Source organism: Acinetobacter sp. FY731 (assembly GCF_059515905.1).
Genome location: NZ_JCAKNB010000003.1, coordinates 274,044 through 300,276, shown reverse-complemented (window position 1 = coordinate 300,276; position 26,233 = coordinate 274,044). Strand labels below are relative to the sequence as shown.

The 26,233-nt window shown below is 37.1% G+C and carries 23 protein-coding genes; 13 read left to right on the top strand and 10 right to left on the bottom strand.

Annotation, left to right across the window (positions count from 1 at the left end; all coding sequences use genetic code 11):
- Positions 1-62: 62 nt before the first annotated feature.
- From AC5YC8_RS05575 to AC5YC8_RS05565, 3 genes are all read right to left on the bottom strand, one after another.
- The gene (locus AC5YC8_RS05575; protein ID WP_496163830.1) at positions 63-1,112 is read right to left on the bottom strand and encodes a linear amide C-N hydrolase; all 1,050 of its coding nucleotides are present in this window, start codon (positions 1,110-1,112) and stop codon (positions 63-65) included.
- Between the two features lie 17 nt (positions 1,113-1,129).
- The gene (locus AC5YC8_RS05570) at positions 1,130-1,888 is read right to left on the bottom strand and encodes a hypothetical protein (protein WP_496163829.1); all 759 of its coding nucleotides are present in this window, start codon (positions 1,886-1,888) and stop codon (positions 1,130-1,132) included.
- Between the two features lie 155 nt (positions 1,889-2,043).
- Positions 2,044-2,853: a cytochrome C assembly family protein gene (locus AC5YC8_RS05565; protein WP_496163828.1), complete on the bottom strand. Its 810-nt coding sequence runs from the start codon at positions 2,851-2,853 to the stop codon at positions 2,044-2,046.
- Positions 2,854-2,991: 138 nt separating this feature from the next.
- Between AC5YC8_RS05565 and ffh the strand changes: the two genes are divergently transcribed.
- Positions 2,992-4,392, top strand: coding sequence for a signal recognition particle protein (ffh, locus tag AC5YC8_RS05560; protein ID WP_496116582.1), 1,401 nt, complete (start codon positions 2,992-2,994; stop codon positions 4,390-4,392).
- A 64-nt stretch (positions 4,393-4,456) separates the two neighbouring features.
- Here the strand turns inward: ffh and AC5YC8_RS05555 are convergent, their stop codons facing one another.
- Entirely contained in the window at positions 4,457-5,188 is a 732-nt protein-coding gene (locus tag AC5YC8_RS05555; protein WP_496163827.1) for a type III pantothenate kinase, read from the bottom strand.
- Between the two features lie 5 nt (positions 5,189-5,193).
- Positions 5,194-5,955: a biotin--[acetyl-CoA-carboxylase] ligase gene (locus AC5YC8_RS05550; protein ID WP_496163826.1), complete on the bottom strand. Its 762-nt coding sequence runs from the start codon at positions 5,953-5,955 to the stop codon at positions 5,194-5,196.
- A gap of 29 nt (positions 5,956-5,984) precedes the next feature.
- Here AC5YC8_RS05550 and AC5YC8_RS05545 point away from each other — a divergent pair, with 29 nt between their 5' ends.
- The 7 genes from AC5YC8_RS05545 to ftn all read left to right on the top strand — a co-directional run bounded on the left by AC5YC8_RS05545 (position 5,985) and on the right by ftn (position 16,285).
- On the top strand, positions 5,985-6,794 hold the full coding sequence (locus tag AC5YC8_RS05545; protein WP_496163825.1) for a sulfite exporter TauE/SafE family protein: 810 nt from the start codon (positions 5,985-5,987) through the stop codon (positions 6,792-6,794).
- A gap of 133 nt (positions 6,795-6,927) precedes the next feature.
- Positions 6,928-7,623: a GntR family transcriptional regulator gene (locus tag AC5YC8_RS05540; RefSeq protein ID WP_496116578.1), complete on the top strand. Its 696-nt coding sequence runs from the start codon at positions 6,928-6,930 to the stop codon at positions 7,621-7,623.
- Between the two features lie 10 nt (positions 7,624-7,633).
- Positions 7,634-11,086 carry a chromosome segregation protein SMC gene (gene smc, locus AC5YC8_RS05535; protein ID WP_496163824.1) on the top strand — a complete coding sequence of 1,151 codons (3,453 nt, stop codon included), beginning with the start codon at positions 7,634-7,636 and terminating at the stop codon, positions 11,084-11,086.
- A 1-nt stretch (position 11,087) separates the two neighbouring features.
- Positions 11,088-12,089 (top strand): cell division protein ZipA C-terminal FtsZ-binding domain-containing protein, encoded by a 1,002-nt coding sequence (locus AC5YC8_RS05530; protein ID WP_496163823.1) that lies wholly within the window; start codon positions 11,088-11,090, stop codon positions 12,087-12,089.
- Positions 12,090-12,206: 117 nt separating this feature from the next.
- Positions 12,207-14,246: an NAD-dependent DNA ligase LigA gene (gene ligA / locus AC5YC8_RS05525; RefSeq protein WP_496163822.1), complete on the top strand. Its 2,040-nt coding sequence runs from the start codon at positions 12,207-12,209 to the stop codon at positions 14,244-14,246.
- A 227-nt stretch (positions 14,247-14,473) separates the two neighbouring features.
- Positions 14,474-15,436 carry a 23S rRNA (adenine(1618)-N(6))-methyltransferase RlmF gene (gene rlmF, locus AC5YC8_RS05520; protein ID WP_496163821.1) on the top strand — a complete coding sequence of 321 codons (963 nt, stop codon included), beginning with the start codon at positions 14,474-14,476 and terminating at the stop codon, positions 15,434-15,436.
- Positions 15,437-15,820: 384 nt separating this feature from the next.
- Entirely contained in the window at positions 15,821-16,285 is a 465-nt protein-coding gene (ftn, locus tag AC5YC8_RS05515; RefSeq protein WP_496163820.1) for a heteropolymeric bacterioferritin subunit Ftn, read from the top strand.
- A gap of 52 nt (positions 16,286-16,337) precedes the next feature.
- On the opposite strand, the gene phoA is transcribed toward ftn, so the two are convergent.
- Positions 16,338-17,756: an alkaline phosphatase gene (gene phoA, locus AC5YC8_RS05510; protein ID WP_496163819.1), complete on the bottom strand. Its 1,419-nt coding sequence runs from the start codon at positions 17,754-17,756 to the stop codon at positions 16,338-16,340.
- A 156-nt stretch (positions 17,757-17,912) separates the two neighbouring features.
- Here phoA and AC5YC8_RS05505 point away from each other — a divergent pair, with 156 nt between their 5' ends.
- From AC5YC8_RS05505 to bioD, 5 genes are all read left to right on the top strand, one after another.
- Complete coding sequence (locus tag AC5YC8_RS05505; protein ID WP_496163818.1) at positions 17,913-18,653, top strand: YqiA/YcfP family alpha/beta fold hydrolase; 741 nt, start codon at positions 17,913-17,915, stop codon at positions 18,651-18,653.
- 89 nt (positions 18,654-18,742) lie between these two features.
- A complete protein-coding gene (gene bioA, locus AC5YC8_RS05500) occupies positions 18,743-20,038 on the top strand; it encodes an adenosylmethionine--8-amino-7-oxononanoate transaminase (protein WP_496163817.1) in 1,296 nt (431 codons plus the stop codon).
- Positions 20,035-21,192, top strand: coding sequence for an 8-amino-7-oxononanoate synthase (locus tag AC5YC8_RS05495; RefSeq protein WP_496163816.1), 1,158 nt, complete (start codon positions 20,035-20,037; stop codon positions 21,190-21,192). Before bioA ends, AC5YC8_RS05495 begins: the two co-directional genes overlap by 4 nt.
- Positions 21,189-21,953 (top strand): malonyl-ACP O-methyltransferase BioC, encoded by a 765-nt coding sequence (gene bioC / locus AC5YC8_RS05490; RefSeq protein WP_496163815.1) that lies wholly within the window; start codon positions 21,189-21,191, stop codon positions 21,951-21,953. The genes AC5YC8_RS05495 and bioC overlap by 4 nt, the downstream gene beginning before the upstream one ends.
- Complete coding sequence (gene bioD, locus AC5YC8_RS05485; RefSeq protein WP_496163814.1) at positions 21,954-22,592, top strand: dethiobiotin synthase; 639 nt, start codon at positions 21,954-21,956, stop codon at positions 22,590-22,592.
- Positions 22,593-22,660: 68 nt separating this feature from the next.
- Here bioD and rluB read toward each other — a convergent pair whose 3' ends face one another.
- The 4 genes from rluB to AC5YC8_RS05465 form a co-directional block, all read right to left on the bottom strand.
- Complete coding sequence (gene rluB / locus AC5YC8_RS05480; protein ID WP_496116564.1) at positions 22,661-23,665, bottom strand: 23S rRNA pseudouridine(2605) synthase RluB; 1,005 nt, start codon at positions 23,663-23,665, stop codon at positions 22,661-22,663.
- A gap of 40 nt (positions 23,666-23,705) precedes the next feature.
- A complete protein-coding gene (scpB, locus tag AC5YC8_RS05475) occupies positions 23,706-24,296 on the bottom strand; it encodes an SMC-Scp complex subunit ScpB (RefSeq protein WP_496116563.1) in 591 nt (196 codons plus the stop codon).
- Positions 24,293-25,087: a segregation and condensation protein A gene (locus AC5YC8_RS05470; protein ID WP_496163813.1), complete on the bottom strand. Its 795-nt coding sequence runs from the start codon at positions 25,085-25,087 to the stop codon at positions 24,293-24,295. The genes scpB and AC5YC8_RS05470 overlap by 4 nt, the downstream gene beginning before the upstream one ends.
- Positions 25,088-25,331: 244 nt before the next feature.
- Positions 25,332-25,949, bottom strand: coding sequence for an L-threonylcarbamoyladenylate synthase (locus AC5YC8_RS05465; RefSeq protein WP_496163914.1), 618 nt, complete (start codon positions 25,947-25,949; stop codon positions 25,332-25,334).
- Positions 25,950-26,233: the final 284 nt, after the last annotated feature.

Sequence of the window (26,233 nt, the reverse complement as noted above, 5' to 3'; positions counted from 1 at the left end):
AAAATAAAAAATGGCTATATCAACGTATAGCCATTCTTTAAAGATTTTTACTTAATTAAAAATTAAGAAATACCTAAGAAATGAAAAGGTTTTGTTACTTTGAAAGATGTATTTACTTTTCCTGAGTAAATATTCGATTGATCTTTACCTAAATCTAACTTTTTAGTTTGACCATCATTAAAGTTAATTTCTTTTAAATCGACCCAGAAGATACTTGGTGAAACAGCAGATTCAAAGAAATATAAGCTATTTTTTTGATCGGATACTGTGCGCCAGCGTGTAGAAGAGATATTCGGTTCTTCTTCTGTGTTTAGACCAAATGGTACAGATGTATTGCGAATAACACTAAAAACACTCGCTAGCGTATCTTTTTGATTTCCATGTTGAGGAACGGCATTAATGTAGAAAGATGCGCGAGCAAAACGGTCAGATGCACGGTTTGTACCTGGAAGCATGACAGTACCGCCAATCTGCTGCCAATAACTATTGAGCGCTAATTGTTTATCAAAAGTAGGTGAGTTAGTGACTACTTGGTATTTACGGTTATGGTGAATAACTTGTTTGCCCGCAATATATTCAATAACAGCGCTATCACCTTTAGCATCAGAGATTGCAAGGTGAAGTGTCGTTAAACGCTCCTCACCAGGAACAGAGTCGGATACAACAATAAACGGTTCTTTTTCAAGTGCTTTAATAGCTTCATCAACCGTAGCAAAATTATCTAGTACATATTGTGCCCATAGAGAAATGCTTATAGGTGGTTTTTTTGAGGTTTTCGGATCTGGATATTCTGATTCAACTAACCATAATAAGTTTGCAACCAAGCCTTTTTCATTCATGCCATCTGTTGTTGAAATATCATAACCCGTTGCGACAACACTACCGTATTTAGAGGTCCATTTTATAGATTGTGGTCCAGCCATACCTGTGCGGCTTACATTTTTAGGTAAAATCCACAAATTTGTTTGTACATCAGATTTCCAGTCCATAGATCTGGCAGTCATAATATTATTGTTATCACCTTGATACACAACACGTGTACAAGCCATAGCGATATCAGCTGCTAATAAAAGAGAGATGGCGCAAAGTGTTTTTTTAAACTTATGTCTCATTTCGCTAGATTCCTTTTTTAGAAAATTGGTACATTGAAGCCAATCACAGGGCCTTTTTGATTAATATCCCAGTGGAAATCACCAGATTGATAGTCCTGCTTAAAGTAGCGGTAACCAGCTCGGAGGTTAATCGTGCGACTAAATACAGGAATGTTATAGCCAATATAGGCATGCGTTGAGAGTGTATTTTCAGCACCAATTGTCACTTCAGATGCGAAATTCCATGGAGAGTCAAAGTTATATCTAAAACGTGCGCCCCAGAAAAGTTCATTCCAATGTATATCTGCTTGTTTCGTAAGTCCGAGGGCAGCTAATGTGGCTTTTGCTTCAGTGTGATGCACGCCAATAGTTGGTTCAAAAATAACTTTGGGTTTCTTGAGCTTGGTTTCAGTGGGTGATTTATATGCTTGATAGTAAATACCATAGCTTGTCTGATCTAATTTTGTTTTTAATGCTAATGGTATATTCAGAACTTGTTCATCTTTAGATGTTTTGACGAGTTGTTTATCGATATAAAATCCCCAATCACCTTTACTAAAATCAAGATAACTCATATAGACTTGATCGAGATGCTTTATCGTATCACTGAAGGGCTGGTCTACATCATATTTAATATTTTTTTCACTTAAAGTTCCGTTTACATCTGCTGCAAAAACATAAAAATTCGCATTAATTTGCGGCTTTCCCTCAAATGATTTTGTAAAGCTATTTTCTGCAAATATTGTTGGACTACACAAGGTCAGCATCGTGAAGATAATTTTTTTGTGTGTGTTCATAAGTACTTACTCTATTTTTTCAATAGACTTTAACAGCTTTATGTTACGCAATGAAATAAAATAATTAGCATGCAGTGTAGTTTTTGTGTAATTGAATAATCACAAGAAAAGGATGTTGAAAATGAAGCCTTATTTTTAATAATAGGCTCTCAGCATTATTTACCTAAAATCATTTCCAACACAAATTTAGAACCAATAAAACCTAAAGCCAATAAGAAGAAACCCATAATGGTAAAGCGAATGGCTTTTTGACCACGCCAACCAAATTTATAATGACCAATGAGTAAAGAGCCATAAATAAACCAAGATACAATACTAAATGCCGTTTTATGTGCCAAATGCTGACCAAAGAAGTTTTCTATAGTGAGAAAACCAAAAGCTAGCGCGACTGTTAATAAAGTAAAACCAGCCATTAGCATATCAAATAGTAGGGTTTCCATTGCTTGGAAGGATGGTAGTAAACCTACCCAAATACGACGTTTTTGCTTGTTTTTTAATTCACGGTTTTGGAACCATAAAATTACGGCTTGAATCGTTGCCATAAGTAGAATGGCATAAGCACAAAGAGAAAGAATAATATGAATATCTAAAGCTAGAGAGTGTTGTTCAATAAACTGTTTTGGTTTGCTAAAAACAAAACCTAAGATTAAACCGCCAGCAGCGACAGGAATTCCTAATAAATTCATAGCCGATACAGGACGATAAGTGCTAAAAAGGGCACTTAACAACAACATTAACCCCGAAGTAAATGAAACCAAATTAAATACATCATAATTAATACCAATAGGCGTTAACATATCGCTATATATAACAGCACCATGCAGAACTAAGCCTAAACCTAGAACAACACCAAAAAACCATTGGTTTGTATCATTTTTTGATATTAAGTGACTAAATAGATACCAAAATGCTGTCACATAAGCGACTAAAGCTAAGACTGTATAAACCAGAGGCAGGCTAATCATGACGAACCTTTTTCAGGATGATGGATATTCATTTATATAAATTCTACTCGAACTACAGTATCCTATAGCATTCTATGCATAAATTTTCTATTTTAAAGAAACATTTTTTTGCAACAACCATTTTAAGCGGATTTTGCAATGTTTGATACCTTAACGGAACGACTCACGCAGAGTTTAAGAAATGTTACTGGCTCAGGACAGCTAACAGAAGATAATATTAAAGATACGTTACGTGAAGTACGTATGGCACTTCTTGAAGCCGATGTTGCATTACCTGTAACTCGTGAATTCATCGCGAAAGTTAAGGAAGAAGCGTTGGGTCAAGAGGTGATGACACAGTTATCACCAGGTCAAGCTTTCGTTAAAATTGTACATAACGAATTGACTAAAATGATGGGTGAGGCAAATGAAAGCCTAGACCTAGCAGCAAAACCACCTGTTGTAATCCTACTAGCGGGTTTACAAGGTGCAGGTAAAACCACAACTGCTGCGAAACTTGCACGTTTTTTACAAGAACGTCAAAAGAAAAAAGTCGCAATGGTATCTGCCGATGTATACCGTCCTGCGGCAATTAAACAGCTTCAAACAGTTGCGGGTGAAGTTGGCGCAATTTTCTTTGAATCTGATGCCAATGAAAAACCAATTGATATTGCGAATCGTGCAATTGCACAAGCAAAAATTCAATTTGCTGATGTATTAATTGTCGATACAGCAGGTCGTTTACATGTCGATGATGACATGATGGACGAAATTAAAGAGCTTCATGCTGCAATTAATCCAACTGAAACATTGTTTGTAGTCGATGCAATGACAGGTCAGGATGCTGCAAATACAGCGAAAGCCTTTAATGATGCATTACCACTTACAGGTGTAATTTTAACGAAAACAGATGGTGATGCACGTGGTGGTGCTGCTCTTTCTGTTCGTGCAATCACAGGTAAGCCAATCAAATTCTTAGGTATGGGCGAAAAGCTTGATGCCTTAGAGCCATTCCATCCTGAACGTGTTGCACAACGTATTTTGGGTATGGGTGACGTACTTTCTTTAGTCGAAGAGCTTGAACGTAAAGTCGATAAAGAAAAAGCCGAAAAAATGGCGAAAAAATTGCAAAAAGGCGGAAGCTTCAACTTTGAAGATATGCTCATGCAATTTGAACAAATGAATAAAATGGGTGGCATGATGGGCTTCTTAGATAAGTTGCCTGGCATGAGCAATGCAGGTCTACAAGACGCACTTGCACAAGCTAACCCAGAAAAACAAGTGAAGAAAATGGAAGCGATTATTCAGTCGATGACACTGAAAGAACGTCGTAACCCTGATCTTATGAATCCAAGCCGTAAAAAGCGTATTGCCGCAGGTTGTGGTATGGATGTTGTTGAAGTGAACAAACTGATTAAACAACATGCGCAAATGGCGAAAATGATGAAGAAATTTGCTAATCCATCTGGTATGGCAAAAATGATGCGTTCATTGGGTGGCTTACAAAAGCAATTCGGTGGTGGTGGTGGTATGGGACCATTATTTGGTAATAAGAAATAATGATCAAACTCATATTATAAAAAAAGGCGCTTAATGCGCCTTTTTTTATACATGATTTTTATGATTAAGCATTGTGTTCAATATAACGCTGTAGCCCGCATAAGAGTAAATCTGCTTCTATAATCGGGTTATATTCTGCTAAAAATTTAGCAAAAAGCGGTGCATCGCCCCCCGTTAAAATCAGTTTTCTTGGGCTTTGCTCAAGCACATTTTTAATAATACTGACCAATCCTAATAAAATACCATGATGAACAGCATCTATGGTGTTTCTTCCAGGACTAAGCTCATCAAAAGCTCCATCTGGAATTTTAATGCCTTTGGTGTTTTGAATCAGTGAGTCACGTTGTAAATATAAGTTTGGCAGAATATAACCACCTAAATGATTTAATCCATCTGCTAAATCTATGGTTAATGCTGTGCCACAACTAATTACACAGTATTTTTCATTGGTGTTATTGGCAACGGCAAGAACTTGTAGCCATCGGTCAATACCTAGCTGGGTTGTATCATCATAACCACAACTTAAGCCTGCATATTCAGCATGAACTTTGGCACAAATGATAGGAACATTTAGTTGTTTTAAAATTTTACGAATACGTTCATTGCTTTGTTGATCTTGAACAGAAGATACACCGACTTGATGAATACCTAAGTTTTTAAAATGTTGAATAAGCCCTAATAGTAAATCGGCAGGAGACTGCAAATGCAATTCAGCTGCATGTTCAATGATTTGATTATTTTTCGTGACCCAGTATTTAAGGCGAGTATTACCAATATCTAACCATAAATTTTTCATTGTATTTACTCTTCACTTGACTGACTGAGGCGTAAGCGACCTTGATAAAAAATTTCTAAACCATTTTTAGTTTGTATTTGAATTGAGCCATCGTCTTGAATACCCAAGAATAAACCATTAATTTGCCCATTTTGATGTTCAAGAATAACCTGTTGGTTCATAAAAGCAGCATGATGATTAAAACGTGCGCCTAAATTATAACAATGATGATCGAACCATTGTCCTGCTTGTTGAATGGCGACATACAATTCCGCAATTAAAGAAATACGATCAATATGATGTAAGCCAATTTCTTCTAAAGATGTGGTGTTATGTTTAATTACATCATCTTGTATTGGCGCAAGATTAATACCGATACCAACAACAGCTTGGGTCGCAGAAATGGGTTCTATTAGAATTCCACCTAATTTTTTATGATTAAAATATAAGTCATTTGGCCATTTTACGTTAAGATTCAACCTTTCTAAACTTGGCATTTGAGTAATATTAAGTGCAACTTCCAAAGCCAAACGTCCATCTATTGGTGTTTGAACATTAAGTAGTGTGCTTAGGTAGATATTACCTTCGGGCGAAACCCATGATCGTTGGTTTTGTCCACGACCTTGAGTTTGTTTTCGACTGCAAATTAAAATACTGCTAATTCCTTTTAAAGCAACCTCTCGAACATCGTCATTGGTCGATGCTGTAATTGGTTTTAGGACTAAAACTTCAGGAAGTTGATTTACTTCTGTGAGTTTTTGTTGCAGTAGGCGAGTATCTAAATCCATCAGAATTTTTAAATATGGGAAAGTAAGACATGGAGTTAATCATATATTTGTTGATTGGTGCAATTGCAGGATTTACCGCAGGCTTGTTTGGCGTGGGTGGTGGATTAATTATTGTACCTATTCTCTATGTCGTATTTACGCATTTAAATTATGATCTGAATGTTGTGATGCATATGGCTGTAGGAACTTCACTTGCTACCATTATTGTGACTTCAATTAGTTCTGTATCTGCACATCATAAAAAAGGTGCAGTATTGTGGAATGTTGTTCGTAATTTGGCACCTGGTTTAGTTGTTGGAGCTTTTTTAGGTGCAGGAATTGCAGACTTACTTTCAGGGCAAGGGTTACAACTTTTGATTGGTTTTTTTGCACTTTGGGTTGCATTTAAAATGTTTAGAGGCGCCAATGCGGTGATTGATCCTTCTAAACAATTACCATCGACAGGTATGCAGGTTTTAGCAGGCGGTGGTATTGGTGTTGCATCTGCAATATTTGGTATTGGGGGAGGAAGTTTAACTGTTCCATTTTTAAATAAATGTGGTGTGGTGATGCAAAAATCTGTTGCGACTTCCGCAGCATGTGGTTTACCTATCGCATTTGCTGGTGCTTTAGGATTTATGTGGTTTGGTCATGAAGCAAAAGTAGATGTGCCAAACACTATTGGCTATATCCATATTTATGCCTTTATTGGTATTAGTGTAATGAGTTTTATGACTGCAAAAATTGGGGCAAAAGTTGCACATTTACTTTCGCCAGCGATGCTAAAAAAATGCTTCGCAGGTTTGCTTACAACAGTTGGGCTATATTTTGTTGTGAAAGGCTTAACAAGTTTCTTTTGAGGAAAGTTTAAATTGGCTGTATAGACAAGAAATTGTCTAACAATGTCATAGTTAAAAGTTGTTTTTATCTTTAAATATAAATGAAGGGTAAATTAAAACGAGCGTTTGTATCCATATAAAAAATAGGAACAATATGCAACAACATGACACAGATAGCCTGTCGGAGCAGATTGCTCAGCATATTGCTGAGCAAATTATTAATGGTGAATTGGTTGAAGGTGAGCGTATTCAAGAAATCCGCTTTGCACAAGAACTAGATGTAAGCCGTGGTTCTATACGTGAAGCTTTACTTATATTGGAACGTACACATTTAATTGTAATTTATCCACGTCGTGGTGCTGTTGTGTCGGAAATGTCGGCGCAACAAGTCGCAGCTTTATTTGATATTACTGGATTACTGTTGGGGCAGGTTGTTCAGCGAATTACAGATGTATTTTTTACTCATGATGCTGAACATTTAAAATGTTTATTAGAACAATTAAGTGAAGAATGCCGTTTGGGGCATACAGAAAAATTTTACGATTTAATTTTTCAAGGTTTATGGAAGCATCAAGACAAGGTGAATAATCCGTATTTAATGAAATATTATAAAGAGCTGTTACCATCGTTACGTAGAAGTTATTTTTTAACTTTAAATACTTCAAAAAGAGAGCTACAAGAGTCGCTAGAATTGTTTAAACTTGTGGTAGCTGCAATAGTGAGTAGAAATTCGCAACAAGCAGCAATAAATATGGAAGATTTTTGTCGACACTTACGTGATTTAGTGTTGGAATCTCTAACACGAATGAAACAAATAGAACTTGCGTGGGCAAGACGCTCGCGCCGTTAATTAGGACATTATGCGTTTAAGCAGCTTAAAACTTTCCGGCTTTAAATCATTTGCCGATAGCACAACACTAAACTTTAAAGCGAATCGTACTGCAGTTGTGGGGCCTAATGGCTGTGGTAAATCGAATGTAATTGATGCCATTCGTTGGGTAATGGGAGAGTCTAGCGCTCGTCAATTACGTGGCGGTAGTATGCAAGACGTTATTTTTACAGGAACGGCAAAGCGTAAACCTGTTGGGGTGGCAAGTGTAGAGCTTCGTTTTGATAACACTTATGGAAAATTAGGTGGAACGTATAACGCATATAATGAACTTGCTGTGCGCCGTCAGGTGAACCGAGATGGTAAGTCTGAATATTTTATAAATGGCACAAAGTGTCGTCGTCGGGATATTACCGATATTTTCTTGGGAACAGGTTTAGGACCTCGTTCTTATGCGGTTATTGAACAGGGCATGATTAACCGTTTAATTGATGCAAAACCCGAAGAAATGCGGGTATTTATTGAAGAAGCGGCAGGTGTTTCGCGTTATCAAGCACGTCGTCGTGAAACGATGTTGCATTTAGAACATACCACGCAAAATTTATCTCGTTTAGATGATATTGCTTCTGAACTTCGCTCACAATTAAAAACTTTAAAACGTCAGTCTGAAGCAGCGGTTCAGTACAAAGAATTAGAAACGCAAATTCGGACCATTAAAATTGAGGTTTTATCTTTCCAGTGCGAACACAGTACACGTTTGCAGGAAGAATATACGGTTCATTTAAATGGTTTGGGTGATACCTTTAAATTGGTGCGTTCTGAGTTAAATACGCTTGAACATGATTTAACAGCTACAAGTGAATTGTTCCAACGTCTCATTCAGCAATCGACACCATTACAAAATGAATGGCAACAGGCAGAAAAAAAACTGGCTGAGTTGAAAATGACTTTGGAGCAAAAGCAAAGTTTATTGCAACAAAATACATCGACTTTATCTCAATTAGAAGAACAAAAAGTTCAGACCAAAGAGCGCTTGCAGCTAATTGAATTGCAATTGGAAACTTTGCAAGAGCAGCAAGAAAGCCAAGCTGAGCAATTGCAAGTACAAGAAGGCCAAAGTCAAAATCAATCGCAAGGTTTTAATGATTTAAAAGTACAGCAGCAACAGGCTGTACAACAATTTGAGCAAGTGAAAGCGCAAGTCGAAAAGCAACAACAGCAAAAAATGCAGATGATTGCGCAAAGTGAACAGCTGACGAAAAATATTGCTCGAATTGAACAGCAAAAAGAGACGTTGCAACAACAAGCTCAGCAAATTCAAAATCAATATCAGCAAGATGATGTTGATCAATTGGAAAAGGACAAAGCGCAATTTAGCCAAGAAATAGACGTTTTAGAGTTGGCGTTACAAAGCAAAAAAACTGAATTAGACACAGTACAAGAACTGTATTCACAGCAAAAAAATGCGGTGAATCAGTTGAAGTCTGAAGTTCAAGTTTTACAGTCAGAGCAAAAAAATTTAAATCAGCTCATGATTAAAAATAGCCCTAAGACAAATGTGCAGGGCGAGCAACTCATGCAGCGTTTAAAGCTGAATGAAGGTGGTAAAGCGCAAGCCAATTTAGTTGAAAAATTCTTATCTAAATGGTTGTCTGCACAGGTTTTGGAAACATCAACGTCGTTCCAAGAAAGCATTGCACGTCAGTTAAAACCATCTTCTAAACAAGGAAAAATTCAGTTAGATGATTTACCTTGTTTAGCTGATTGGATTGAAACACCTCAGCATTCATTGTGGCAACAGGTTGCTGTTTCAGAAAATTTAGAACAAGCCTTGAAGCTTCAATCTCAACTTTTAAATGGTCAAAGTATTTTGACTTTAGATGGTTATCATGTTGGTTTAGATTGGGTAATTGGTCTGTTTTATGATGATGCATCTCAGGCGGGGCAAGGCGCATTAAGTCATCGTATCCGTTTAGATGAAATTGAACAGATTTTGACTGAAAAAATAAATTTGCTTCAACAAGCAGAAGCTGCATTGCCTGAAATTTTACAGCAAGCTCAAGTTTTGCAAAAAAGTATTCAAGATCAGCAAGAACAGCTTAAGCAAGTACAAAAATCATTGCAAAATGCAGATTTGAGTTTGGTGAAAATTCAAAGTGCTGCACAGGCATTTAGTGTTCAAAAACAACAATTGCAAAGTCAGCTACAACAGCTCGATGAGCAGTTGGAAGAAGATGCAATGCAAAAAGATGATTTGGAAATCGATTTGCATTCATTGAATTTAAAGCTTGAACAGGTTTTACCAAATTATAAAACCATGCAGTTTCAAGTGGATGAATTAAGTGAAAGAGTTGAAAATTCGCAACAAAATTTACAACAATCTCAGCAAGAATTAGAGCTTGTACGCCGTCAATCTGTGCAAACGACACAACAAGTTGAGCTGTTAGAAAAAGATGCATCATTCTTAAAAGCTCAATATCAACAAATTTTGGCGCAAATGGAACAAGCGAAAAAGTTTGTAGATCCTGTGCAGTTAGAACTCCCAGCTTTGCAAGATCAGTATGCAGAACAGCTCGAACAAACGGAGAAACTGCAAAAAACTTGGGGGGAGTGGCAGGTTGAACTCAATAATGTACAAGAAAAACAACAAAGTTTGACTGAGCAACGTCATCAGCATCAACAGCAAGATGAAAAGTTACGCACAGAATTAGAAGCAAAGCGCTTGGCTTGGCAATCTGCAAAATCTGATTTACAGCATTATTCAGATCAGTTAAAAGAGTTGAATAGTGAAGTAATAACAGGCTTAAATATCGACTTGGTTTCACATCAGCAGAAGCTTGAAAAAGCCCAACAGCAATTTGAAAAAATTGGTGCGGTGAATTTAGCTGCTTCTGAAGAATATGAAGAAGTTTCAGCGCGTTATGCAGAACTGAGTCATCAAATTGATGATTTGAATAAAACGGTCGATCAGTTACAAGCAGCAATGAAAAGTATTGATCAAGAAACGCGTAAATTATTTATGACCACTTTTGATCAAGTGAATGTGGAGCTTCAAAGTTTATTTCCAAAAGTATTTGATGGTGGGGAAGCGAGTTTAAGTCTAGAAGATGACTGGCAATCGGGTGTTAAATTGATGGCGCGCCCACCAGGTAAAAAGAACAGTTCGCTTGCCTTGCTTTCAGGTGGTGAAAAGGCGTTAACAGCACTTGCATTGGTTTTTGCAATTTTCAGATTAAATCCTGCGCCATTTTGCGTGCTAGATGAAGTAGATGCACCTTTAGATGATGCAAATGTAGGACGTTTTTGTAATCTTGTAAAAGAACTATCCGAACAGGTTCAGTTCATTTACATTACACATAATAAACTGGCAATGACCATGGCAACAGATTTACTCGGGGTAACCATGCCAGAGCCAGGAACATCAAAATTAGTGACCGTAAATTTAGAAGAAGCAGCTGAATACGGCTTAGTCGCGGAGGCATAGAATGGAAATTACAACACTTGTCGGAATTGCAATTGCCGTTGTTATTATGGCGTTCGGCTTAAAACTTATTTTTAAAAAACCAAGAGATACAGCGCCATCTTTAGAAAGTGAATTGCAATTTAACGAAGATTGTCAAAAGCCAATTATTCCAAGACATGTTCGCGATCAATTACAAACAACAGATTCAGAAGAAAAAGTTCGTGTTGAACCAACTTTAGATACTCAACAAGTTCAGGCAGAGTTCGAGTTCGATAAAGAAGAACCGAAACTCAATGAAGAACTGAAAAAAACACCTGAAACTATTGCTGATGAAATTACAACAGAAGCAAAAACAGTGGTTGACGTAGATGAAGAGTCATCTAAAAAAGCTGAAAATAATGCAGATGTGACCATTACTGAAAATGCTCCTACAACGGAAGATGCCGTAAGTAACAATGCAAAATTAGAGCCTACATTTAGCTTAAATACCAATATTGAGAAAGCTGAAATTTCTGAATTTTCAGAAGAAAGTAGTATTTTAGATGCACATTTATATGAACAAAAAATGGTAGATGATGAATGTGCTTTAGTGACGGCAGAATCATTTATTGCATTAAATATTTTGGCAAAAGGTCGAGCTCTTTCGGGTGAAAAAACTTTAAAAGTATTGCTTAAATATGGTTTACGTTTTGGTGAAATGAAATGTTTCCACCGTTACAATGAAGATGGCACTAAGTTATTATTTTCTGCATTGAAAATTGTAGATTCTGACGCAAGTACAGAAGGTTTTGACTTGGAAACACTTTCTACAGAAGAAGTAAAAGGTTTAGCATTATTCCTTGCACTTCCGCATAGTGATGTACAAAATGCCTTTGATACAATGGTGAGTACTGCAGGACTAATTGCTCGTGAAATTGAAGGTGTTGTTTGCGATCAAGATAATTTTGAACTCACACCTCAACTGAGAGAATACTGGCGTCATCAAGCTATTGATTACCGTTCAGGGCAGTCTGCAAAAGCTTAATTAAATTGAGTGAAGCAAATTGTTTGAAGTGAATTGAAAGCTAGATTTTAGCTTTCTATAATATGCATTATGCAAAAAATTTTAGGGCGGAATACCGCCCTTTTTTATGGTGAATATATGACACAAAATTCGGCTGTCGTTGCGCAAATGCGTCAATTGATTCAATTACTGGCTCAACACAATCATGCCTATTATGTAATGGATCAACCAACTATTGAAGACAGTGAATATGATCAGTTATTTCATCAACTTAAAGCTTTAGAACAACAGCATCCAGATTTAGTTCAGCTCGATTCACCTGTAAATAAAGTAGGTGGAAAGCCATTATCAAAATTTGAAAATATTACGCATGTTGTTCCAATGTTGTCCTTGGGAAATGTTTTTAATCAGGAAGATTTATTTGCTTTTGCTCGACGTGCAGAAGAGCGTTTACCAAATCAAAAAATTGAATACGATGTCGAGCTCAAGTTCGATGGCTTAGCTATTTCATTGTGGTATGAAAATGGTGTTTTGGTACGTGGCGTAACTCGTGGAGATGGCGAAACAGGCGAAGTTATTACGCAAAATGTAAAAACGATTCGTAATTTGCCAAAGGTATTAAGCTCTGAAAAGGGTGCGATTCCTGAACTGTTAGAAGTTCGTGGCGAAGTACTTATGCCGAAATCGGGCTTTGAAAAACTGAATGCTGAAAATGAAGCAAAAGGCGAAAAGACTTTTGCTAATCCGCGTAATGCAGCTGCGGGTAGTCTGCGTCAGCTTGATCCAAATATTGCGGCATCTCGTCCACTTGCATTTTATGCTTATGGTATTGCTCAGTGTGAACCGCACCATGGTCAAACAACTATGTCTGCAAGTTTGGAGTGGCTCACTCAATTTGGCTTTGCTGTAGGTGAACGTCATTTTGTATGTGAAAGCATTGAAGATGTTCAAAAAGCGTATGAACAAATCAATGAAGAACGTCCAAATCTCAGCGTTGAAATTGATGGCATGGTGATTAAAGTCAACGATCTTAAACAACAGCAACAATTGGGTTTTTTAAGTCGTGAACCACGTTGGGCAACAGCCTATAAATTTCCTGCTATAGCGGCTTTAACTACAGTGGAGAATATTGATTGGCAAGTTGGACGTACAGGAACACTTACCCCTGTAGCACGTTTAAACCCTGTTGCTGTTGGTGGTGTGACGGTTTCAAATGTGACCTTACACAATATTGGTGAAATCCACCGTTTAGATGTGCGTGTGGGCGATACAGTCAGTGTTTACCGTAGTGGCGATGTAATTCCTAAGGTTGAAAAAGTTTGGCCTGAATTTCGTCCTTTAGATACGGTGGAAGTTCATTTACCTGAAACTTGCCCTGTGTGTTCATCTCCTGTTGTCATGCCTGAAGGCGAAGCGCTCGCACGTTGTTCGGGTGGTTTATATTGTGCAGCGCAACGAATTGAAGCGATTCGTCACTTCGTTTCACGAAAAGCCATGGATATTGAAGGTTTGGGAGATCGTTGGGCGGAATCTTTACTACATTTAGATTTACTCAAAGATGTTGCCGATATTTACCATTTGCATGAGCATCGTGAAAAATTACTCACGATTGAAAAAATGGGTGAAAAATCGGTTCAAAACCTGATTGATTCAATTGAAAATAGTAAGAAAACGACATTTGCGAGTTTTATTTTTGCTTTAGGCATTCGTGGTGTGGGGGAAACAACAGCACGTATGCTTGCCAATACCTTCCAAACTTTAGAAGCGCTTCGAACAGCAGATTTAGATGCTTTAAAGAAAACGCCCGATGTTGGTGGTATTACGGCAGAGTGGATTATCGACTTTTTCCAAGCACCACATAATTTAGAAGTGGTTGATCGTTTAATTGCGGCAGGTATTCATTGGGATGCGCCTGTTGCACCAACTCGTCAGCCATTGAATGGCGAAAGTTGGGTGGTAACAGGTACACTGTCATCTATGGGGCGTGATGAAGCAACGCAGTTATTACAAAGCTTAGGTGCTCGCGTAAGTGGAAGCGTTTCAGCTAAAACAAAGTGTGTTGTTGCAGGTGAAAAAGCGGGTTCTAAATTAGACAAAGCTGAGAAACTTGGCGTGCCAGTCTTAAATGAAGAACAATTCATTGCGTTGATGAAAGAATATGGTCAAATAGAAGACTGATCTATCTAGAAGATAATGTAAATAAAAAAGACACCGAGGATCATGAATCTTGAGGTGTCTTTTTTATTGCTACTTCAATGCTAGAGTTTTATGAGTGGGGTATAGGATAGACAAATAAAAAAAGAGGGATCGTTATTGTGAGTTGAATTCACGTACAATATCGATTCATTGGCAGATATAGATTCTGTCTTATTGATTTTGTTCTCCCGTTGATTATTGGCATCCACATGGCGCAAGCAAAGAAATCTTTTCCGCAACAAAAATCGGAATTACATGCACGAAATCTGCATCGCAGTCGTTATGATTTTCCTCAGTTAATCAAGAGCTGTCCGGAACTTGCACCCTTTGTCAGCCCCAATCAATATAACGATCTTTCAGTAAATTTTTCTGATCCAAACGCCGTGAAAATGCTTAATAAAGCATTGCTCAAGCATTTTTATAATATTCAATATTGGGATATTCCCCAAGATTATCTTTGTCCACCTATTCCAGGTAGAGCAGACTATATTCACTATTTGGCTGACTTGTTGAGTCTGAACAATAAGGGGCAGATTCCAACAGGACATGCCGTTCACGTATTAGATATTGGGGTGGGTGCGAACTGTATTTATCCGATCATTGGGCATCAAAGCTATGGTTGGAAATTTGTCGGTTCAGATATTCATTCTGCATCGGTTAAAAGTGCTCAATTTATTGTGGAGGCAAATCCGAATCTAAGAAAAGGGATTCAAATTCGATTGCAGAAGACACAGAGTAATATTTTCAAAGGTGTGATTAAACCTACAGATCGTTTTGATTTAACCCTGTGTAATCCACCATTTCATGCTTCACAAGATGAAGCAAATGCCACCGCAACGCTAAAATTACGAAAACTTGGCAAGCCTGCTGATCGCACTAAGGTGATATTAAATTTTGGTGGGCAAAAGAACGAATTATGGTGTGACGGTGGTGAAGAGCGGTTCGTTTGTCAGATGGTACAAGAGAGCACACAATTTGCTGAACAATGTTTGTGGTTTAGTACACTTGTTTCCAAGAAAAAAACATTGCCTATGCTCCTAAATACCTTGCGTAAGAGCGGAGCAGTAGATGTGAAAACGATTAAAATGACGCAAGGGCAAAAAGAAAGTCGCTTTGTGGCTTGGACTTTTTTAGATTCAAAGCAACAGCAAGCATGGAAAAATGCACGTTGACTTCAGCGTAGGTATTTAGTCATGTTGAGCAACACTTAGCGTTTTTGATTTGTATCCGCTGTTTGAATATATGCATCATGATTTTGAATCTGGTTTCAGAAAACCATACGCATTGATAAAAATCTCTTGTATTGGGCTTCTTCGAGTATGTGTTATGAATATTACAAATTTTAACCAATCCTAAAATTAAGGATTTTTGTTGTTGAAATAAACATCATGATTTGCAACATGTTGTTTTATAAGCGGGTATTCATTAAACATAACTGCAAATGCAAGTACTTCTCATTTTAATTATATAAAAATCATATATTTACGGATAATTTAATTTTGCATATTGTTGTGTTTTTCTCCATAATAGAGTCATAAAGGTATGGAGTTTTAAAAATGCGTGGCAATCCAGAAGTCGTAGACTATCTAAATATGTTAATTGGTGGTGAACTGGCTGCTCGTGACCAATATCTTATTCATTCACGTATGTATGAAGATTGGGGCTTAACTAAAATCTTCGAACGTATTGATCATGAAATGCAAGAAGAAGCACAACATGCTGATGCAATCATCCGCCGTGTATTGTTCCTAGAAGGAACACCAAACATGAAGTGTGAAGAGATTGAAGTTGGTACAGATGTTATTTCTTGCTTAAAAGCAGATTTAAAACTTGAGTATCATGTTCGTGAAAAATTAGCGCAAGGCGTGAAGCTGTGTGAAGAAAAAGGCGACTACATTACGCGTGATATGCTTCGTCAACAAATGGCGGACACAGAAGAAGATCATACTTATTGGTTGGAAAAGCAACTTCGCTTAATCGAACTTATTGGTTTACAGAATTATATTCAATCTCAAATGTAAAATTGAGATATAAAAAATCCCGCTAAGTGCGGGATTTTTTATAGGGGAGCTTTTACTTAATACCTAATGCATTTTTCATAATAAAGAACATATCTGTTTGATCAATTAGTCCTGAAATATTTGCAGCATACGGACCATAAGCAGCGGTATGTACTTGAGCACCTGTATGTTCTTGGCTTTCTGTTGTAGACGTTGCATAGTTGATGGTCATTGGCGCATTGTCTTTTGTTAATAATTTGACTGTTTTACCAGGGCTTTTTGATTCATTTGGAATGATCTGACTTGTATGTGCATGATCACCTGTCACAATAATTAAGGTGTCAGGATTATTCTTTGCAAACTCAAGTGCAACTTGAACCGCTTCATCTAAAGCGACAGTTTCACCAATTTGACCGCAAGCATCGGCAATGTGGTTTGCTTTATCAATAGATCCACTTTCAACTTGTAAGAAAAATCCTTTATCATTTTGTTGAAGTAACTCAATTGCTTTAGTTGTCATTGCTTTTAAGCTAGGGGTAGATGCACTACGTTCTGGGTTAATTTTACATTTCTCCGCAGCACGTAAGTTACCATTTAATTCTGCATTTGGTCCTACCCAAGATACAGGTAGATTTCCTTCTGCAAATAGACCTAAAACAGGCGTATTTTGATTTGCAGATTTCACAGAATTTAAGCCATTTAAATCGGTAATGACTTGATAATTTAAAGCTTTTGCCTGATTTAACAGTGTTTGGTCTTTATATTTTCCTGCTTTGGCTTTTTCTTGAAATGTTGTGAATCCACCGCCCAAAGTAACATCGGCACGTGCTTGTAGAAGCTGTTCTGTTACAGAGCCTAATCCACCATTTTCTAGTGCATTTGTAGGACATTTTTCAGAGGTTGCTTTGGGGCCATAGCATTTGCGAGATGTAACATGTGCCACTAAGGCAGCAGGTGTTGCATCTTGAAGTTCTGTTGTTGTGACATTACCTGTTGCATAGCCTGCTTTTTTCGCTAAGGATAGAATGGATTCATGCGGTTTTGCAAAAATATCGATACCTAAAGCACCATTGTAGGTTTTAGTCCCAGTAGCCCAAGCAGAAGCAGAGGCTGCAGAATCTGTCACGTAGTTAATAGTTTTATCTTTATCAATTGAATAGTTAGTATATGAACCTGTAAAAGGTAAAACATCTAAACCTTTAAAATAACCAGATGCACCTTCTGCATAATTACGTGCAGAGGTAAGTTCTGAATCGCTTGTACCATCGCCGATAAATAAAATGACATGTTTTGCAGGGCGATTATTAATAGATGCTTTTAATGCTTCTGTGCGATCTTCTTTTAAGCGGGTTGCACCACCAAAACTTGTTAAATCACCTTTTGTTGCGGGCTGAAGTAACTGCCCATTGGTTATATTTGTAGGTGTTTTTACCGTAGTACAAGCAGAGAAACTAGCGATTAAAACAGGAAGTAATAATAATTTGAATTTCATTTGTGCCATAAACTTAGTTGAATATTTTCAAATTAGGCTAAAAGCTTTATGTTTAAAAACGATTACAAGAGTGTTTATAATTTTTAATTAAATGAGCTTTTATGCTTTGCTGTTGTTTATATCTCTTGAGATAATCAATAGATAGAACAGTTTTAAATGAATGGAATTATTTTGAAAAAAAGTATTTTGCTAATTACGGGCTGGGGTGGTGGAACCAAACTTTTACAGCCGTTAAAACAACAACTTGAAGCAATAGATTTTCAGGTTAAATTGTTGAATATTTTTGATGTTTCAGATGCAGGAACTTTGCAGAAAAATATTAAAATCGCAAAAGAATATGATGTATTGATGGGGTGGTCTTTAGGTGGTCAACTTGCCACAATTTTGGCAGATGAAATTTCAAAACAATATCAACAAAATAAAATTCTTATCACTTTAGCTTCAAATCCGTGTTTTGTTGCTAATGAAACGTGGCACACTGCAATGGATCAACCGACATTTCAAGCCTTTAAACAATCATTTAAAACAGATGCAGTTGCAACCTTAAAGAAATTTGGATTTATGGTGTGTCAAGGTACAGATACAACCAAGCAAGATTTTTTAACTTTACAAAGTTTAATACAGCCACAAAATTTGGATGTACTCAATGCAGGATTAAACTGCTTGGAACAATTAAATAATGTAAGTATCTTAGAAAATTACACAGGGCATCAGCTACATATATTTGCAAAGCAAGATTTTTTAGTTAGTTACAAAGTTGCAAGAAATATTCAAAAATTGGCTGCAAACTTTTTAGAGGTTGAGTTGATTTCAGGATCACATGGCTTTCCATTATTTAATATTGAAGATGTAACTAGCAAAATCTCCCAATATTTAAATAAAAATAAACAAATCTGAACATAACTGACTTTTCTCGCAATTTATTTCTTCTTCATGCAGGTTTAAGATGCGAATAATGAAAGAAACATATCTGCATGGAGCATGGGATGACCGAATTAACAGATTTAGAGTTTGATCAGCAGCATCTGTGGCATCCCTACACATCTATGACTCAACCTTTGCCTTGTTTTAAGGTAAAACAAGCGTATGGTGCGACTATTGAACTCGAAGATGGGCGCACTTTAATAGATGGTATGTCATCTTGGTGGTGTGCAATTCATGGCTATAACCATCCTGAACTGAATAAAGCAGTGACAGAACAACTAGAAAAAATGTCACATATCATGTTTGGTGGTTTAACCCATGATCCTGCAATTCAATTGGGGCGTTTACTTCTAGAAATTACACCACCAAATTTAACTAAAATATTTTATGCAGATTCAGGTTCAGTTGCGGTAGAAGTGGCACTGAAAATGGCAGTGCAATATTGGTCGGCTCGAAAACAACCTAAAAAAACCAATTTTATAACAACACGTTCGGGTTATCACGGTGATACTTGGAATGCGATGTCTGTATGTGATCCTGTCACAGGTATGCATCAAATATTTGGTACAAGTTTACCGAATCGTATTTTTGTTTCTGCGCCTAAAACTCGTTTTGATGATGAGTGGAATGCGCAAGATATTGCAGAACTAGAACAAGCTTTCGAGCAACATCATCAAAATATTGCCGCTTTAATTATAGAGCCAATTGTACAAGGTGCAGGAGGTATGCGCTTTTATCATCCTGAATATTTACGCCAAGCTAAATTGCTATGTGAAAAATATAATGTGTTGATGATTTTTGATGAAATTGCCACAGGTTTTGGGCGTACAGGCAAATTATTTGCTTGGGAACATGCTCAAGTTCAGCCAGACATTATGTGTATAGGTAAAGGCTTAACAGGTGGATATATGACACTTTCAGCAACATTAGCTTCTACTGAAGTTGCCGAGACGATTAGCCAAGGTGAGGCGGGTGTGTTTATGCATGGACCAACCTTTATGGCAAACCCGCTTGCATGTGCTGTTGCTTTAAAAAGTACGCAATTATTATTGTCACAAAATTGGCAGGAAAATATTCAAAGAATTGAGCGAAATCTCAAAGAAAAATTAGCATGTTTAGCATCACTTTCTTATGTTGAAGATGTCCGTGTTTTAGGTGCAATAGGTGTGGTTGAGCTGAAAACTTCGGTAGATATGAAAACACTACAAGCACAATTTGTTGAGCAGGGAGTTTGGGTCAGACCATTTGGGAAGTTGGTATATGTGATGCCGCCTTATGTTATTAGTGATAATGAATTAACAGCATTGTTAAAGGGAGTGGTTCATGTTGTACAAACTATGCAGGAGCAAGTGCAATGAGCTTGTTGAATCACTATGCCGAAGCGTTAGATATACTTAAGCAACAAGGTAATTTTCGACAGTTTAAACCGAATATTCAATGTGGTCGTTATATTGAAATAAATCAGAAAAATATGCTGAATTTATCTTCAAATGACTATTTAGGGCTAGCTTCAAATATATTATTACGTGAACAGTTTTTTGATGAAACACCAAATGCTCAGCGTTTAATGAGTTCATCATCTTCAAGATTACTCACAGGTAATTTTCCTGAATATGAACAACTTGAACACAGTTTAAGTCAACTTTTTCATGGTCGATCTGCACTGCTATTTAATAGTGGTTATCACATGAATATTGGAATATTGCCTGCTATTTGTGACAGTAAAACTTTGGTTCTAGCCGATAAATTAGTGCATGCCAGTATTATTGATGGTATTCGTTTATCTTCTGCGAAATATGTACGCTATCGTCATAATGATTTAGCACATTTGAGCGTATTAATTGAAAAATACCAAGCGGATGAAAGTATTCAGCGCATTATTGTAGTGACAGAATCCATTTTTAGTATGGATGGTGATGAAACCGATTTACGTGCTTTGGTTGATATTAAGCATCGATATTCAAATATTATGCTTTATGTAGATGAGGCGCACGCAATAGGCGTACGTGGGCAACAGGGTTTAGGTTGTACAGAACAGTATAATGTTATTGATGATATCGACTTCTTAGTTGGAACTTTTGGGAAGGCACTTGCGTCGGTTGGTGGTTATTTAATTTGTCATGACATTATTCGAGACTATTTAATTAATACTATGCGCCCATTAATTTTTAGTACAGCGCAGCCACCTATTTCAATGGCATGGACACAATTCATTCTAAAGCGCATGACTACTATGCAAGCAGAGCGAAAGCATTTGCAAAGTATGAGTAAGCAATTAATAGATCAAGTGAAACAGAAAGGGTTTAATTGTCCATCTACATCGCAAATTGTTCCTGTAATTATTGGTGATTCTCAAACTACGGTAGAAAAAGCACAGTACTTACAGCAAGCAGGTTTTTATATTATGCCTGTGCGTCCGCCAACGGTACCCAAAGGAAGTTCGCGATTACGTATTTGTTTAAACACAAATATTCAAGATGCAGATTTGGCGAAATTGGTTCACTTATTATGACCGTTATAAATCATGTAAAAGTTGCACAACACTTTGCACGTGCACATGAAAGTTATACAGAAAATGCAGTTGTACAAAAGCAAATTTGTGAACAGCTATTGGCGTTTATTGAAGAGCAAAAAATACGGAACCAACAAGATCGAATATTTGAAATTGGTTGTGGCACAGGAAATTTAACCCGTTTAATGTGGCAGTATTTTGCTAGCCAAAAATATATTCTGAACGATTTATATGCCGAAGTTAGAACTCATTTTTTAGATGATTCACAGCAACATATAGAGTGGAAAATTGGTGATATTGAACAATTAGATTTCCCTCAAGAACTAAATGCAATTGTTTCTACGTCTGCGTTGCAATGGGTGAATGATTTAAATTTTGTTTTTGAGAAGTCTAAGCAGGCATTATTACCCGAAGGATATTTTATTTTTTCGACCTTTGGTGAAAAAAATCTACAGGAAATTAAGCAACTAACGGGGCAGGGTTTAAGTTATTTATCCTCCCAAACTTTGCAGAAAAAATTGAATCAGGTAGGTTTTAATGTGCTTCTTATGCGGGAAGAAACATTGCAAATTGGTTTTGATCATCCTAAAAGTGTTTTACAACATTTAAAAGCGACAGGCGTAACAGCAACGTCAAATCAGTTCCGTTGGACAAAGCAAAGTTTGACAGATTTTTGTAAAAATTATGAGCAATATAAGATGAATAATCAGCAATATTCACTGACTTATCATCCTATTTATTGCATTGCACGGAGTATGTAAGTGTCGAATGTTATTTTTGTGAGTGGGATTGATACAGGGATTGGTAAAACTTATAGCACTGGCTATTTAGCAAAATTGTGGAATTCAGAGGGTATTCGAACCATTACACAAAAGCTTGTGCAAACAGGTAATGTTGATATTTCGGAAGATATTGAAAAACATCGTGAAATTATGAATATGGGGTGGTTTTCTGAAGATGATAGCAAACTCACGATGCCTGAAATTTTTAGTTATCCTGCCTCTCCACATTTAGCGACACAAATAGATGGTCGTGAAATTGATTTTGCTAAAATTGAAGATGCGACTGTGCAACTAGCAAGTAAATATGATCGAGTTTTATTAGAAGGTGCTGGGGGCTTAATGGTGCCCTTGACGAAAGATATACTGAGCATTGACTATATTCAACAGCATCATTTACCCGTTATTTTAGTGAGTTCAGGGCGTTTAGGTAGTATTAATCATACTTTACTGAGCTTGGAAGCTTTAAAAGCGCGAGGTATAGAACTATATGCGCTAGCTTATAATCTTGCGCATGAATCTCAAGATGCTTTAATTTCAAAAGATACAGCAGAATATTTGAAAACTTATTTAACGCAGCATTTTCCATGTGCAAGATGGATTGATATCCCTGTCTTATAAACATGAAAGATATCCAATAAAAATGCCACTCAAAGGAGTGGCATTTTACTTTTTAAGTTCTATTTGAATTAGAACTTTTTAAAGCCTTTGTTCATTCCGTATGGTTTGCGCGGTGCATTTTCATCACGACGTTCACGGTTACCAAAGTTGTCATCGCGACGTTCGCGTTTAGCAGGAGCATTGTCACCACGACGGTCAAAGTTTGGCTTAGATTCAACTTCATCTGTATCACGACGTTGTTGACGTAAGTAACCACCACGACGTGCAGCCATTGGTTTATCTTGCATACGTTCGTTACGACGTTTAGCCATACCAAACAAGCCAGTACCTTGGCGTGGTTTAAGCTCTACAGACTTCGTTAAGTTATCGATATCTTGTTTATCGAGCTCCATCCAGCGACCTGTACGTAATTCACGTGGAAGAATGACTGTGCCATAACGTGTACGAAGTAAGCGACTTACTTTTAAACCTTGAGATTCAAAAATACGACGCACCTCACGATTACGACCTTCTTTTACAACAACTTGGAACCAACGGTTAATGCCTTCACCGCCAATTTCAGAGAAAGATTCAAACTTTGCAGGACCATCATCTAATACAACGCCAGTGGTCATATTTTTAATAATCGCAGGCGTTACTTCACCCATTACTCGAACAGCATATTCACGTTCAATTTCATTGGAAGGGTGCATTAAGCGGTTGGCAAGCTCACCATCATTCGTGAAAAGTAATAAACCAGTAGAGTTGATGTCTAAACGACCCACCATAACCCAACGATCACCCGGAATTTGAGGTAATTGTTCAAATACAGTAGGACGGTTTTCAGGGTCGTTACGAGAACAAATTTCACCTTCTGGTTTGTAGTAAATCAGAACACGACGACGAATTTCATCTTCAATTTGAAACTGCACTTTGCGCCCATCGATGCGAAGCTCATCTGTAGGTTCAATACGTTCACCCACTTGGGCTACTTGACCGTTGACACTTACACGACCCGCGGCAATGACTTCTTCCATATAACGGCGAGAACCCAAACCAACACGTGCAAGCACCTTTTGCAATTTTTCACTCATGACAGCATAACCTTAGAAATAATCATAACAGTTCACCTATTTACGACTTCGGTGCATTTGCATCGAGCGCCATAAAAGCTTCCTTGGCATCCTGTAAGGGAGGCAATTGACCAAGTGAAGACAGGCCAAATGCATTTAAAAATTGTGGCGTTGTGACTAACAACGCTGGTCTTCCAGGGAGTTCACGAAAACCAGATTCCTTAATCCAGTTCCAGTCAAATAATGTACGTAAAATTTGACTATTAACCGTAACTCCACGAATTTGTTCGATATCTGCACGCGTAACAGGTTGGTGGTACGCAATTACAGATAATGTTTCCAACATTGTTGGAGATAAGCGCACAGGGCGTTCAGGCCAAGTTTGAGCAATAAGATTTCTATACTTTGCTTTCACCTGGAAACGATAACCTTGTGCAGTTTCAATTAATTCAATAGATCGACCATGTTGCAACATCGCGAGCTGTTGTAAAAATTGACTTAATTGTTTCTTTGTAAATTGATCTTGAAACGCCTCTTTAAGTCTAGCTAAAGACACAGGAGATTCACTTGCAAAGATAATGGCTTCAAGCTGCATTAAAATTTCATGATGATTTTCACCTTCACTTAAAGGGCTAATCTGTTCATCATTCATATTTGTGCTCCTTGAATTGCAAGCGGTGCATCTATACCTGTTGCGACAATTGAAATTTTTTGTTGGCGAGTGAGTTCTAAAATTGCCATGAAAGTGACAACCATACCCATACGACCTTGGCTCGGTTTTAAAAGTTCTTCAAATTGTAAAACTTCACCACTTTGAATTTTATATTCGATATAGGCAATGCGTTCTTCAAGAACAACAGGCTCTTGTAAAATTTGATGAGTTGCAGGCTCTGGACGGTTAAATACACACAGTAATGCATCACGTAATTGATCTGCTGCATAACCCACGTTATTTACTGTAATTTGACCGAAACTCACATTGGTATCAAAAGTATCTCGATCAAGAACAGGCATTTGCCCTAAGCGTTCAGCGGCTTGTTTAATACGTAAATATGTTTCTAGGCGATCAATTAATTCTTGTTTAGGGTCTTTTTCTATTGCAGATAACGACGGTGGCTTTGGTAGTAGTAAGCGAGATTTTAAATCTGCCAATAACGCTGCCATCACCATATAATCGGCTGTTAACTCAATGTTTAAAGTTTTCATTGCATCCATATAAGAAAGATATTGAGATGCAATAGGTGCGATATCCAGTTGTAATAAATCGAAGCCGCTTTTTTGAATCAGGTAAATTAGAAAATCGAGTGGTCCTTCGAAATGTTCTAAAAGAATTTCGAATGCAGCAGGGGGGATGTATAAATCCTCAGGAATCGTATCTTGCCACTCATCCATCACACGGATTTGTTGTGGTTGTTCCATTGGTTCATGGACAGTTTGATTCATTACAATTGTGAGCCACGCGAATTTTCAAAGGCATGAAAGCTATTTACTCAGCTTGATGAGAGAGTGCCGAGAGAAATAGCGAAGAAATAAAACATGTGCAGTTTAATGGATTTTTGTTGTTAAATAAATCAAATTAGTCGAACATTTGTATAAAAAATGGAAATAAATACAGAATATTTATTTCCGTGATGATGTGCAGTTTGTATATTTTTACTGATTTTTTAATGGTTTAATTTAAGTGTTGCTATTCAAAAGCACTTACATCGCCCACACCACGACGAATAATTTCAGGATTGTTACCAGATAAGTCGATAATACTTGTGGTATTAAGTGTACCTAAGCCACCATCAATTAAAACATCTATACGTTTTGAAAGTTGAAGATCAATATCGTACGGATCATCAATTGGATCTGTTTGCCCAGGAAGAATAAGCGTACTCGTAATTAAAGGCTCACCTAATTCTTTTAATAGCATTTGGCAAATAGGATTACTTGGAATACGTAAACCAATTGTTTTCTTTTTTGGGTGCATAAGTCGGCGAGGGACTTCACTTGTTGCAGGTAAAATAAATGTGGTTACTGCAGGGGTGTTGTTTTTGAGTAGTCGATACATAGCATTATCAACTTTGGCATAAGTTGAAATATCGGAAAGATCGGCACAAATAATAGCGTATTGATGTTTTGGCCCTAGACCGCGAATTTGTGAAATTCGCTCCATTGCACTTTTATTCCCAATTTGGCAACCAATGGCGTAAGCGGCATCGGTTGGGTAAACAATTACATCACCTGCCCGAATACGTTCAACGGCTTGACTAATCAGTCTTGCTTGAGGATCTTCAGGATGGATTCTTAAATGCAGCATCATTATTCTCCTCGTTTAAATCTTCTTTTACACATCATAGTGAAGTTAATGGTGTTTAAACACCACAATTTGTAATTTATCTATGTATTTAAAGTGGTTTTAGCAAATATAAGTGACATTAAAAAGTCAAAAAATGAATACTCTTGTCGGGAAGTAAAAAAAGATTTACAAAATATTTTTAATCATATTGAGCTTATGCTTGATAAATAAGGATGCATATTAAAAATATGGACTAAATTTTTATAAAATTCAGATAAAGTAGTGGAGAGAACAGGCGATAAAAG

Bases quoted from the DNA above. Each gene is read 5' to 3' on its own strand.
- AC5YC8_RS05495 (WP_496163816.1), top strand. From the start codon at position 20,035: ATGAGCTTGTTGAATCACTATGCCGAAGCGTTAGATATACTTAAGCAA.
- AC5YC8_RS05470 (WP_496163813.1), bottom strand. From the start codon at position 25,087: ATGAATCAAACTGTCCATGAACCAATGGAACAACCACAACAAATCCGT.
- AC5YC8_RS05505 (WP_496163818.1), top strand. From the start codon at position 17,913: ATGAATGGAATTATTTTGAAAAAAAGTATTTTGCTAATTACGGGCTGG.
- AC5YC8_RS05545 (WP_496163825.1), top strand. From the start codon at position 5,985: ATGGAGTTAATCATATATTTGTTGATTGGTGCAATTGCAGGATTTACC.
- ftn (WP_496163820.1), top strand. From the start codon at position 15,821: ATGCGTGGCAATCCAGAAGTCGTAGACTATCTAAATATGTTAATTGGT.
- AC5YC8_RS05570 (WP_496163829.1), bottom strand. From the start codon at position 1,888: ATGAACACACACAAAAAAATTATCTTCACGATGCTGACCTTGTGTAGT.
- ffh (WP_496116582.1), top strand. From the start codon at position 2,992: ATGTTTGATACCTTAACGGAACGACTCACGCAGAGTTTAAGAAATGTT.
- scpB (WP_496116563.1), bottom strand. From the start codon at position 24,296: ATGAATGATGAACAGATTAGCCCTTTAAGTGAAGGTGAAAATCATCAT.
- bioA (WP_496163817.1), top strand. From the start codon at position 18,743: ATGACCGAATTAACAGATTTAGAGTTTGATCAGCAGCATCTGTGGCAT.
- smc (WP_496163824.1), top strand. From the start codon at position 7,634: ATGCGTTTAAGCAGCTTAAAACTTTCCGGCTTTAAATCATTTGCCGAT.
- rluB (WP_496116564.1), bottom strand. From the start codon at position 23,665: ATGAGTGAAAAATTGCAAAAGGTGCTTGCACGTGTTGGTTTGGGTTCT.
- AC5YC8_RS05555 (WP_496163827.1), bottom strand. From the start codon at position 5,188: ATGAAAAATTTATGGTTAGATATTGGTAATACTCGCCTTAAATACTGG.
- phoA (WP_496163819.1), bottom strand. From the start codon at position 17,756: ATGAAATTCAAATTATTATTACTTCCTGTTTTAATCGCTAGTTTCTCT.
- AC5YC8_RS05550 (WP_496163826.1), bottom strand. From the start codon at position 5,955: ATGGATTTAGATACTCGCCTACTGCAACAAAAACTCACAGAAGTAAAT.
- AC5YC8_RS05530 (WP_496163823.1), top strand. From the start codon at position 11,088: ATGGAAATTACAACACTTGTCGGAATTGCAATTGCCGTTGTTATTATG.
- ligA (WP_496163822.1), top strand. From the start codon at position 12,207: ATGACACAAAATTCGGCTGTCGTTGCGCAAATGCGTCAATTGATTCAA.
- bioC (WP_496163815.1), top strand. From the start codon at position 21,189: ATGACCGTTATAAATCATGTAAAAGTTGCACAACACTTTGCACGTGCA.
- rlmF (WP_496163821.1), top strand. From the start codon at position 14,474: ATGGCGCAAGCAAAGAAATCTTTTCCGCAACAAAAATCGGAATTACAT.
- AC5YC8_RS05575 (WP_496163830.1), bottom strand. From the start codon at position 1,112: ATGAGACATAAGTTTAAAAAAACACTTTGCGCCATCTCTCTTTTATTA.
- AC5YC8_RS05540 (WP_496116578.1), top strand. From the start codon at position 6,928: ATGCAACAACATGACACAGATAGCCTGTCGGAGCAGATTGCTCAGCAT.
- AC5YC8_RS05465 (WP_496163914.1), bottom strand. From the start codon at position 25,949: ATGCTGCATTTAAGAATCCATCCTGAAGATCCTCAAGCAAGACTGATT.
- AC5YC8_RS05565 (WP_496163828.1), bottom strand. From the start codon at position 2,853: ATGATTAGCCTGCCTCTGGTTTATACAGTCTTAGCTTTAGTCGCTTAT.